The following is an 11,839-nucleotide window of genomic DNA, read 5'->3' as shown; positions in this document are numbered from 1 at the left end:
TTATATGAGGCGGATGCGCGAAGGAGAGCACGAACCGGTGGTGGTTGTCGACGCTCTCACCCGCTTTTCTTGCGTTCGAACGGGGCATCGTCGGTTTCACAAATTGCTGGAGCCATGTCTTATGCCGTACTTTCTTGCTTTCCGGCTGATCGTGGACACGTCGACTTTCAAGTGTTCACTGACTTCCTTCATGGTTTTATACCTTTGCATTGCATTGTGGATGATATTCCTCTCAAACTCCTCAACCAATTCTTTTAAGGATTTGTTTGCCGCGCCTTCCTCCGGCCCATCGTAGTGTCTCAACTTGTCCGGCAATCGTTCCGGTCGAATCAAGGGTTCCGAACAGGTCACCACCAACCGCTCCACAATGTTTTGGAGCTCTCGAATATTCCCGGGCCATGGGTAGGTTAAGAAATAGGGCATAACATCCGGATGGAATTGCACCTTGCGCCCATATTTCTGGTTATAAACGGATAAGAAATACTCCATCAAATAAGGGATATCTTCCGGACGTTCTTTCAAACTCGGGACCACAATCGATATGACGTTCAACCTGTAGAACAGGTCTTCCCTGAACAATCCTTGTTTAACCATTTCTTCAAGATTTCTGTTTGTGGCCGCAATGAAGCGGACATTGATTTTAATCTCCTTCACGGCCCCGATGGGCCTCAGTTGTTTTTCTTGCAAAACCCTGAGCAACTTGGCCTGCATATGAAGCGGAAGTTCTCCGATTTCGTCGAGGAACAGAGTCCCGTTGTTTGCCGCTGCAATCAGTCCGAGCTTCCCCTCCCGGTTGCCGCCGGTAAACGCCCCTCGCTCGTAACCGAATAGCTCGGACTCGATCAAGCTTTCCGGAATTGATCCACAATTGATAGCTACAAATGGTTTATCTTTCCGTGAACTCAGATTGTGTATGGTCCGCGCAATCACTTCTTTTCCAACCCCGGTTTCACCCAAGATTAAGACCGTTGAATCGACGTCCGCAATTCTAAATATCAGATCCATTATATCTTGCATAATTTGGGATTTCATGATCGGTGTATCTGCATTCGCCCGATTAAGCCGGTCTATTTCCATCTGATAATGCCTGATCGTATTTCTCAATTCCTCTATCTGATCCAGAAGTTCTTCACGTTCTGTAATGTCTCTTGAAATGTTGACTACCTTCACTAAGTCGCCCAGATCATTGTAGAGGGGGAAGGACGAAACGAGCAATCTTCGACCGGATCTGGTTGTCTGGGTCATGATGCCTCGCACGCCGGATCTCAAAACATTCACGGTTGAGGAGTGGTCGATGATCCCTTGTTCTTCAAGGATTGTCGCCGGCCTACCCACAAAGTCGGATTCTTTTACGCCCATGACTTTTTCGCACGCCGCATTGACCCGGAGTACGATTCCGTTTCCGTCGGTGATTGTGACCAGGTCCCCAACAAGATTCATGATGGTATCCAAGTCTTGCGATAGATCCAGATATATCTTGGAATGGGAAATAAGGTATTCGACTTGTTCTGCATCCAGCATGATGATAAGACCGAGTTTCGTTAAATGATCGGCTTCAAATGGAATTTCCAACAAATAAACAGAATGTCCGTTATCGGTCGTGGTCATACACACATTCGGCTTTTCGGTCTTGATCGACTTAATAATCGTGGATGTCATGATCTCCTGTATAGGTTTCTTGTTGGATTTTTGACTCGCAAGGCCGGCAAAGAGCTGTATACTCTTCTCATTGACGTAATGCACATTGCCGTTTAAGTCAACAACCACAAGACCAATCGGCAATCTGGAAAACAAATCTGCGAATTGCACGGTGGCGCGCTCCCCTCGTTGTAATACTCCAAGTTCATTGCAGATCTGCAAATACACCCTCGTTCTGGTCCTTCGCTGCATCAATTGCCCTTAAAACCGGCATGGGGTAGAATTATCTTACGACATATCTTTGCAGTATTGCAACTCAAGTTGATTCCAGATGCGTTGACAAAAATTTGGTATTCCTCCGCTATCACACGCCACAGATGCGAGCATGTCGGTCCGGCTTACCGGAGTCGGGCCGATTGTCTCCGCGACGCGAGATTTCTCTCCAACCCGACCACAGTTTGAAGTCTCCTACCAGCGACTTTCGTGAGTAATTGCACAGCATATGTGTTGGAGGCAATTCGTCGGAATACCCGTGCACTTGGCACGGCAATTGCAGAAGGCGTGTTGATGTTGGAGGTGAGGAGGCCAAGAAAAACGAGTACTGGACGGCATTTTGGCGCACACGGTGACGAACAATATCAGGCTTAAATCAATTTGAAAGGGTGACCTTGAATGGCCGAATCCACAGAACTGACCCAGCATTCAAAAAGAGACTCCCTGGCCCCCGTGGATGAGGGTGGGAGAATTTTCAGTCTTAAAAGCTATATCCCGTTTTGGATTTCATCGATGGTGGTCATTCAGCTCTTTATTATCGGGCAGTCGTTCATGCCGCCAAGTGGAAAACTGAACATTCTGCAGGCATTGACGGTTACCCTGGTGTCTTCCATTATCATTGGGTTCATGTTTGTCATCAATTCTCATCCGGGAATAAAATACGGCATTCCTTTCGTCGTGCAGTGTCGTTCGGCATTCGGGTACTATGGGGCGCGAATTGCCGTTCTCGTACGGGTGTTGCCCGCCGTGTTTTGGTATGGAATCGGATCGTGGATTGGTGCAGATGCTATGAATTACGTCAGTACCACAGTTTTGGGATGGGGCAACGTGTGGCTGTATTTTATCATTTTCCAGATTCTACAAACCGCGATTGCCTATTATGGAATAAAATCGATCAAATGGTTTGACTCAGCCTTGTCTTTTGTCATACTGGCATTCTTGGTTTACATCGTTATTCAGATTTTTTCGACCGGAAAGGTCCATTTGATCTCAAGTTGGGAAGCGTCGGGCAGTTGGGGAATGCCCTTTTGGACCGCGATCACAGCCTCGGTGGGGATTCTTATAACCGGGGCGATTAACAATGGAGATCTGGCGCGCTATCTTCGCAAGGAACCTGTGCAAAATTGGGTCGGTCATTTCGTCGGGATTGTCCCGATGTTCATCATTATGGTCGCGATCGGCATTCTCTCGGCTGCCGCAACCGGCATTTGGGATCCGATTCGGGCGTTGGTAACACTCGTCCCAAATACGGCTGTCGCGGTCGCGTTAATGATCTTCATCGTCGCCGCCCAATTTACGAGTAACTTATCTTTAAACATTGCGCCTCCCGCCCTTGTCTTGATGGAAATATTCAATATCAAGTGGGGCTTATCAGTAATCGTTGTGGGGATTCTCGGTATCATCACATTCCCATGGCTGTTATTGACAAGTTCGGCATTCAATACGTTCATCACCTTCTATTCTGCATTTCTTGGCCCTCTTCTCGGGATTCTTATCGCAGATTTTTACTTGGTTCGGAAACGTCATTTTGACCTCGACCGCTTGTACAACAGTCCTGTTAAGTTCCATATTTTAGGGTTTGCTTCCCTTATTGTGGGCGGAATATGCGGAGTGATATTCCTGCCCATTTCATGGATCGTTGGACTTCCCGTAAGTATGGTGATCTACTCAATTGGGTATCGCATTATACCTTACTATAAACGCGAATTGGCCGCCCATCGAGTCGACGAAAAAGCCGCCGTTTTTGAATGAACACATGGCCGGAGAAAGGCCGGGCCCGAGCTCGCCAAGAGGAAGTATGGCACAATGTTTGCATGATGCACTGGTCGAAGCCCTGACGAAAGGAGTACAGCTATGAAACTTGTGGGAGTGGACGTAGGAGGTACCTTTACTGACATCGTCGTCTGCGATACCACCACGGGCAAAACCGTCATTCACAAGCTTCCCACCAGCCTGGAGGACCCTTCTGTTGCCGTTGTTCAAGGCATTGAGGAGATATGCGAAAGAAACGGTATCAATAAATCGGAGATTGACCATGTGTTTCACGGCACCACGATTGCCACCAACGCAATCCTTGAGCACGACGGTGCAAGGACAGGGATGATCACCACAAAAGGATATCGGGACATCATTCATATCGGCCGCCATCAGCGCCCGCAAAACTATTCGATTATGCAAGAAATTCCATGGCAAAATCGCCCATTGGTGCAGCGCCGGTACCGCAAAGTTGTAACCGAGCGTCTTGTGCCACCGCACGGTGAGGTTTTGGTGCCGCTCAACGAAGAGGAGGTGCGCAGGGCTGCACGGGAATTAAAGGACGACGGGGTTGACTCGATCGTTGTTACATTTCTGTTCTCATACCTGAATCCCGAACATGAACAGCGAGCCCGAGAGATTATCCGGGAAAAATATCCGGAAGCATTTGTCACAATTTCCTCGGATGTATCTCCTCAGTTCCGGGAGTTTGAACGTTTTACGACGGCGGCCATAAACGGTTTTGTGGGTCCAAAGGTGAAGCGGTATGTGAGTAATCTCAAGGAACGGTTAAAGCAGGCGGGAATCTCCGGTGAACTACGCATTATGTGCTCGAACGGCGGGGTTTCCACACCGGAGTCCGTTTCCGAAAAGCCCGTCAATACTTTGCTGTCCGGTCCCGCGGCCGGGGTCCTGGGCGGTTCCTGGTTCGGCAACTTGTCCGGTCGCAAAAAACTCATCACTTTTGACGTCGGCGGAACCAGTGCGGATATCGGAATCATTACTGAACAAGGGTATTCGGAATCCACGGCTCGAGATACTTGGATTGCGGGGTATCCGGTGATGGTTCCCATGATCGACATACACACCATAGGCGCCGGAGGTGGAAGTATTGCATATGTCGACGAAGGCGGCGCGTTTAAGGTTGGGCCGCGCAGTGCCGGTTCGAACCCGGGCCCGGCGTGTTATGGGCATGGGGGAATAAAACCAACAGTCACAGACGCGAACGTCGTCCTGGGTCGATTGGATGAAGATAACTTTCTGGGCGGAGAAATGCGCATTTTTCCCAACGCGGCTCACAAGGTGGTTGGGGAACTTGCGGCGCAACTGAACTTGTCCCTGATTGAAACGGCGGAAGGTATAATTACAATTCTCAACAATAACATGGCGAACGCGATCCGTGCCAAAACCGTGCAGAGAGGCTATGATCCGCGTGAATTCTCTCTCGTGGCCTTCGGCGGCGCAGGCCCTCTTCATGCGGTGGAGGTGGCGAAAATCCTGAACATCCCCGAAGTCGTCGTACCCCTTCATCCGGGGATCACTTCGGCCATCGGTTTATTGACGACCGACTTAAAGTACGATGTGATCAAAACGGAATTTATGTTGAGTACACATCTTGACTGTGAACGATTGAACCGGGATATCCAGTTATTGGAAAACCAAGTTCAACAACAGCTCCGGGATGATGGAATTGCTGAAGAGAACATGAAGATTCAAAGGTCGGCCGACTGTCGTTACATTGGTCAGGGTTATGAGTTGCGGATTCCACTGCCGGACGGACATATCACCGAGGAGGCCTTGACGGCGGCTTTGCAACAGTTCCATCGCGTTCACGAAAGCGAATACGGTCATTTTTTTGCAGATAGTCCTATTGAGATTGTGAACATTCGTCTTACGGGTATTGGATTTATGCCGAAGGTTCAAAAGCCCGCGGCCGGGGAGGGCGGTTCATTGAGCGACGCTCTTGTGAAGACCAATCGCACAGTTTTCCGCGTGGGCGGCGAGCTCAGGACCTACGAAACCGCATTTTATAATCGAGAGAAAATACCTGTTAACACGAAGTTCCCGGGGCCGGCAATTGTATTACAGAAGGATACAACCACCGTCATTCCGCCGGACTGTGCGGCATTTGTGGATGATTCCGGGAACATGATCATTCAGGTGGGGGGATTCTAATGGGAGTTCAAACAAAATCCGCTGCGATTGATCCGATTACGGCGCAGGTTATTCGCGGAGCATTGGAGAATATCGCCGTGGAGATGGGGCACAAATTGGCCCGGATGTCTTATTCAAGTATTATACGTGAATCCGAAGATTTCGGATGTGCTCTCCTTGATGCCGACGGTCAACAGCTCTGTGAGTCAAGCCACAGTACTCCGCTGCAATCGGGCCCGATTCCCGGGTATGTTCGCGGCATCCGCAGAATTTTGGAAGAACGAGGCGACACGTTCCGTCCCGGTGACGTGATCATGCATAATTCGCCGTACCATGGAGCTTCGCACGGCCCGGATGTCGGATTTTGCATCCCTATATTCTATAAAGATGAGTTGATCGGATTTTCCGTCACCACCGCCCATCATTTGGATATCGGTGCCTTAACACCCGGCAGCTGTGGAATTGTCGATGCGGTGGACGCGTATGCCGAAGGGCTTCAGTTTAAGGCCATTAAAGTGTATGAACAGGGTAAGAAAAATGAGCAAGTATGGCACATGTTAAGAGACAACATTCGTGCCTCGCATATGGTTACCGGGGACATGGAAGCGCAAATTGCGGCCGCCCGGATTGGGGCGGACCGGTATTTGGAGCTTATTGCTAAATTTGGCCTTGAAAAAGTTCTCGCGGCAAGTGAAGACTTGATGAATTATTCCGATACGATGTTGCGCAATGCCATCCGCAACCTGCCCGACGGTGTTTACTATGCCGAAGGTTTTCTTGATGGTTATCTTGACAGTCCTGACCCAGAACGAAGAGATCTGAAGATCGCTGTTACGGTGACCATTGAGGGAAGCGAGATTACTGTGGACTTTACCGGGACCTCTCGTCAGGTTGACGACAGGCCGGTGAATATGCCGTTTGAAGGTACGGTTGATGTGGCGGTCTATTTAACTCTTCGTTCAATCTTGCTGGATTCAACGATATATGGCAACATCCCGCAAAACTCCGGTTTGACCCGGGCCATAAAAATCGTGGCTCCGGAAGGTACGTTGTGCAATCCGACATTCCCGGCTCCGACAATTGCAAGGTTTTGCTCGGGTAATATTGTGGCCGATACGCTTATGAAAGCGTTGGGACAAGTTGTTCCTCGGCAGATCAGTGCCGGGGTGGGCAACCTGAAAGTGATCGCGTACAGCGGATTAACGAACGGAAACTATTGGGTTTATATGGATATCATGGAAGGGAGTTATGGAGGGCGGTTTGGCATGGATGGGATGGATGCGGTCGACACCTTATATGCCAACACCCGCAACAATCCCATCGAAGATATCGAGTCGCACTACCCGCTTCGGATTACACGGTATGAACTGCAGGACGACGTCAGCGCACCTGGACAATGGCGAGGAGGTATCGGGTCCGTCCGGGAAGTTCAGTTCCTTGCCGATGGTAGTTTTTCTGTGGAAGGTGACGGGCACAAATATGCACCATGGGGGTTTATGGGCGGTATAGACGGACGTGTCGGGCAATTGTTGCTGACCACTGCGGAGGGGCGTGAAGAAAATCTCCCTTCCAAGATTCCAAATCGACGTGCGAAGGCCGGCGATAAGTTAACGATGACCGGTCCGTGCGGAGGGGGATACGGCGATCCGAAAAAGCGCTCGCCGCAACAAGTGTTGTCCGACGTATTGGATGGATATGTTTCCAAAGATACAGCCCTTCGAGCATATGGTGTCGTTATTAGCGAATCTGGCGAAATTGACGAAGACGCAACAAACCAATTAAGAGGTGCGGCACAATAAATAGGTGGTCGTGTTCAACAGTTGTCGCAAGTTGAAAGGAGTACCTGAATGCCCAGCAATCTGTCGATCAGCGCACCACGGATACAGTCGCGTTTATTCGAACTAGGACAAATTGGTCGGACCGGGAGTGGAGGCGTCACCCGACTGGCATTGTCTCAGGAGGACCTGCGGGCTCAAGATCTGGTGTCTTCCTGGATGAGGCAAGCGGGAATGGAGGTTCGGCGCGACCATTTTGGCAATTTGATCGGGCGCAAAGAAGGTGAAGAACCGAAAGCCCCCGCTATTGTGATCGGCTCGCATATTGATTCGGTTCCGAACGGCGGCCGTTTTGACGGCACTCTGGGAGTGATCGGCGGAATAGAAGTTGTTCAAGTTCTCCATGATGCGAATATCAGTCACAAACTTCCGATTGAGGTTGTTGCCTTTTGTGACGAGGAGGGGGCTCGATTTGAGAGCGGCCTGTTCGGAAGCCGAGGAATGGTCGGCAGGGTCACTGACGGCGATTTGAACAGAGTCGATGGAGACGGGATCAGCCGTTATGAAGCACTCTGCAATGCCGGGGTCGATCCGAGAAGAATGGCGGATTCCATCCGTCACCGGGGCGACATTGAAGTCTATTTGGAAATGCATATCGAACAAGGTCCATTCCTCGAATCGATTCATCAGCCCGTCGGAATCGTTACGGGAATTGCCGGAGTTGCCTGGTTGACGATCTCGCTCATTGGTGAGGCCGGACATGCCGGTACGGTACCGATGAACCTACGCCGGGATCCGATGATGGGAGCGGCGGAGGTCATTCTTGCCGTTGAACGGGCGTGCAAGAGCGGGCAAGTGACGACCACGGTCGGGACAGTGGGTAAGATTCACGCACAACCAGGAAGTTCCAATGTGATCCCGGGCATGGTTGAATTCACAGTGGACATTCGCGACATTGAACAAAGGCAAAGAGACGACACGATATTGCGGGTCAAATCCGCTCTTGACCGCATTTGCCGAGACCGGTCGTTGGAATACAGAATTGAAGAAGGGCTCAATATCCAATCTGTTCAGTGTTCGACGGAAGTCGTCGGGGTTATTGAGGAGTCCGCCAGGAAATTGCATCTGGATCCTGTAAAAATGGTGAGCGGGGCAGGACACGATGCCATGGCGATGGCCGACATATGCGATGTCGGGATGATCTTTGTTCGATGTCGGAACGGGATCAGCCACCACCCCGCAGAATGGGCGAGCCCGGAGGACATGGCAACGGGCACCCGGCTTTTGTTGGAAACCGTTCTATCATACATTGAATCCTGACTTTGTCTTCCCGTGGCGTAAAGGGAAGGGCAACCAAAAGAAGGCCCTTCCCTTTGGTCTTTCGCAAAAACCGGATTACAGGGGCTTCTTGGTTGCGATCGGGTCTAACTTGGCCGGTCGTTGTTCTGTCCTTATGTACTTTTCCGCCCTTCCCTTTTCAAGCCATTTCCGAATCGTTTTGCGATGCCCCCAGTTCTTCAGCAATTCTGAATCATGATTCCTCTCTCCTCCACGGAGTTTGTGATGGCATCGGGGAATTTTCAACTGATTCTATTGGGGATTTTATCACCGATCTTCACACCGTGAGTGTTCCCTGGCATGTGGTGACGGAGCTGGATAAAAGGTGTCCGGTCTTTTTTCTCCCCTCCCCGTCAATAAGGCGCGGGGGATTGGTGTATGGACGAAGGCATTACGGCACTTGCTTGCCGGGCCAAAGCGGACCCGGACATCTTCGTGGAACTGGTGCAGCGGTTTCACCCGTTAATCACGAGCATCGCCGCAATCCACAAAGCCGGCCGGTGCAAAAGTCGTGTACAGGAAATCGCAGTTTTGGTGCCGAAGAAAAGAAGGAGAAAGCTAGCAAAGGAGGTCTCCCATTGAGAGCTCCCCGAAAGAATAACCTTCGGAATCAATTATTCCATTGGCTATGGAGGCACGGGCTTTATGAGCTGTCTATAACAGTTTTAGGCGTGCTATGCCATGTATACACTGAAACACCCCTTCCTTCTTCCCTGAGGTTTTTTACCAGTCTTGCCAATGCACGGGGGCAAAAGATTGTAAATAAATGTAAATTGGGGGGGGGGGGGGGGGGGGGGTAAATCAACCAAAAATACCATTTAATAGAAATCAACGCGTTTTCATCTTGATGCCCAGGTCTCCTCCTTTGACCACTAAACATAATTACTTGGGAACAAACCCGGAAACAATCTTGGATGAGGTCAAAGAAGGAGGATCGGATATTGTTCAGATTATTTAATCATTTTAGGGTTTCGACAAAACTGTTTCTGTCAGCTCTTGCCAGTCTGGTAGCCCTGCTCGCAATGGGTATCATGGGGGTTATTAGCCTGGCGCAGATCGACGCACAAGTGCAAACGATTTACAGCGATAATGTCTTAGGCATCCAAAAAGCCGGGGACGCGGAACGGGCTGTCAGACGCATAGCGGTGGCCTGTGCTGATTACGTCCTGGCGGACGCCGCCGGCCAAAGCTCAGTGCGTCAGGACATCCAGAAGTACGATGCAGATTTTGCAAAGGCTATCGAGGCATACCTGCCCACCATTGTGCGGCCGCAGGAGCGCGACATCATCAATCGCCTCCGCCAAGCCTATGGTGACTACATGCAGGCCGTCAACCAGCTTGTAGCCGCCCAGAGTTCCGACTTGGCCGTGCAGGTGCTTCACCAGCAGGTCACTCCCAGGCGTACGGCAGTCAACAATGTGATTGGGGAACTGGTGCAACTCAACGCCCAGATGGCGGACGACATAAAAAAAGAAGCCGACGCCATGTATCACAGAGTGCAAGTAACCTTCGTCGTCGTGATCGTGGTTGGGGTTGGTCTCAGCCTGGGGCTGAACCTGCTCGTATCCCGTATAATCACCAAGCCCTTGGCCGTGGTTACCGCAGCGGCGGAAAAAGTGGCGGAGGGTGACCTGAGCGGGGAGACCGTTACAGTCAACACGCGGGACGAAATTGGCCAACTTACAGGCTCTTTCAACCAGATGGCCGGTAACCTGAAGTCGCTGCTTCGGCAAATCACCGACGCCGCTGAAACTGTCGCGTCTGCCTCGGAAGAGATGAGCGCCGGCACCGAGCAAAGCAGCCAAGCCGTCACTGAAGTCAGCCAGGCGGCGCAGGAACTGGCTGCCGGAGCAGGTTTGCAAAGCGAGAAGGTGCAAGATACCATGGCCTCGATCGAAGAATTTTCCGCAGCTATACAGCAGATCGCCGCAATCACCCAACAGGTGGCAAGTGCAGCCCAAGTTACCAGTCAGCGAGCCCAGGATGGCAACCAGGCCATGAGTCGGGCTGGGGCCGAAATGGACAAAATCAATACCTCAAGCAAGGAGATATCTGAGATTATTAACGAGTTGGGGAATCGGTCCCAAGCCATCGGCCAGATCGTGGACCTTATCAGCAGCATCGCCAACCAGACGAATCTCTTGGCTTTGAACGCTGCCATTGAGGCCGCACGAGCTGGGGAGCAAGGCCGAGGTTTCACCGTGGTGGCCGATGAAGTGCGCAAGCTCGCTGAGCAGTCCGGGCAAGCGGCCCGGGAAATCGCGGACCTCATCCGTCAAGTCCAGGAAGATACTGCGAAGGCGGTGGAAGTTATAGAAAGCAACACCCAATTGGTGGAAAACGGTTGGCGGGTGATCGTGGAAGGTGCAAAGGCTTTCCAACAAATCGAGGAGGACGTAAACAGCGTCTCCCGTCAGATCCAGGAAGTTTCCCGTTCCACAGAAGAACTGGCCAAGGGGAGTCAAGAGATGGTCAATGCCACTACAACTATCGGTGAAATCGCACAGCATGTGTCCGAAGCCAGCCAAAGTGTGGCTGCCGGCGCCGAGGAGCAATCGGCTTCCATTGAACAGTTGGCATCCTCCGCTGAATTCCTGGCCAGCCTTGGACAGCAACTGCAACAAGCGGTTTTAAAGTTCAAGCTGTGAGAAAGTTGAAGCGGAACAAATGAACACTTGTCAGTGCAGGCCATAAAACATATTCAGATTTTAAAAGAAAATAACAAAAATGCAACGCCAAATGGCGGTTAGTTAACAATGGTGTTTATAGTGAAGGGATACTTCGCTTGGCAGTCGTTTCTTTTTGACTCCTCCTCCTTGGGTTGCCAAGGGGGCTTTTTTATTCCTCGTTGGGTACATACACCCGCCTGTTGCCGATCACCTTCTGTCTTTTCGTGGTGCGAGGCG

7 protein-coding genes are annotated in these 11,839 nt (G+C 50.9%); 6 read left to right on the top strand and 1 reads right to left on the bottom strand.

Translation table 11 applies throughout. The features are described from left to right. Nucleotides 1–96: 96 nt before the first annotated feature. Nucleotides 97–1,866 carry a sigma 54-interacting transcriptional regulator gene (locus CVV65_RS14510; protein ID WP_198592047.1) on the bottom strand — a complete coding sequence of 590 codons (1,770 nt, stop codon included), beginning with the start codon at nt 1,864–1,866 and terminating at the stop codon, nt 97–99. 444 nt (nt 1,867–2,310) lie between these two features. On the opposite strand from CVV65_RS14510, the gene CVV65_RS14505 reads away from it, so the two are divergent. The 6 genes from CVV65_RS14505 (at nt 2,311) to CVV65_RS14480 (ending at nt 11,581) form a co-directional block, all read left to right on the top strand. Continuing rightward, nucleotides 2,311–3,663 carry an NCS1 family transporter gene (locus CVV65_RS14505; RefSeq protein WP_100668738.1) on the top strand — a complete coding sequence of 451 codons (1,353 nt, stop codon included), beginning with the start codon at nt 2,311–2,313 and terminating at the stop codon, nt 3,661–3,663. Between the two features lie 102 nt (nt 3,664–3,765). Beyond that, nucleotides 3,766–5,841: a hydantoinase/oxoprolinase family protein gene (locus CVV65_RS14500; RefSeq protein WP_100668737.1), complete on the top strand. Its 2,076-nt coding sequence runs from the start codon at nt 3,766–3,768 to the stop codon at nt 5,839–5,841. Continuing rightward, nucleotides 5,841–7,619, top strand: a complete 1,779-nt coding sequence (locus tag CVV65_RS14495) for a hydantoinase B/oxoprolinase family protein (protein ID WP_100668736.1) — start codon at nt 5,841–5,843, stop codon at nt 7,617–7,619. Before CVV65_RS14500 ends, CVV65_RS14495 begins: the two co-directional genes overlap by 1 nt. A 48-nt stretch (nt 7,620–7,667) precedes the next feature. After that, nucleotides 7,668–8,915: a M20 family metallo-hydrolase gene (locus CVV65_RS14490; RefSeq protein WP_100668735.1), complete on the top strand. Its 1,248-nt coding sequence runs from the start codon at nt 7,668–7,670 to the stop codon at nt 8,913–8,915. Nucleotides 8,916–9,311: 396 nt separating this feature from the next. After that, the gene (locus tag CVV65_RS14485; RefSeq protein ID WP_100668734.1) at nt 9,312–9,515 is read left to right on the top strand and encodes a hypothetical protein; all 204 of its coding nucleotides are present in this window, start codon (nt 9,312–9,314) and stop codon (nt 9,513–9,515) included. Nucleotides 9,516–9,874: 359 nt separating this feature from the next. After that, entirely contained in the window at nt 9,875–11,581 is a 1,707-nt protein-coding gene (locus tag CVV65_RS14480; RefSeq protein WP_198592046.1) for a methyl-accepting chemotaxis protein, read from the top strand. Nucleotides 11,582–11,839 lie beyond the last annotated feature (258 nt).

The sequence above is a fragment of the Kyrpidia spormannii genome (assembly GCF_002804065.1).
Classification (GTDB): domain Bacteria; phylum Bacillota; class Bacilli; order Kyrpidiales; family Kyrpidiaceae; genus Kyrpidia; species Kyrpidia spormannii.
Note: the sequence above shows the minus strand (reverse complement) of the source record. Positions and strands in the feature narration are given on the sequence as shown.

What these genes read in the sequence shown, in the direction of transcription:
- CVV65_RS14505 (WP_100668738.1), top strand. Translation starts at nt 2,311, where the DNA reads ATGGCCGAATCCACAGAACTGACCCAGCATTCAAAAAGAGACTCCCTG.
- CVV65_RS14500 (WP_100668737.1), top strand. Translation starts at nt 3,766, where the DNA reads ATGAAACTTGTGGGAGTGGACGTAGGAGGTACCTTTACTGACATCGTC.
- CVV65_RS14495 (WP_100668736.1), top strand. Translation starts at nt 5,841, where the DNA reads ATGGGAGTTCAAACAAAATCCGCTGCGATTGATCCGATTACGGCGCAG.
- CVV65_RS14490 (WP_100668735.1), top strand. Translation starts at nt 7,668, where the DNA reads ATGCCCAGCAATCTGTCGATCAGCGCACCACGGATACAGTCGCGTTTA.
- CVV65_RS14485 (WP_100668734.1), top strand. Translation starts at nt 9,312, where the DNA reads ATGGACGAAGGCATTACGGCACTTGCTTGCCGGGCCAAAGCGGACCCG.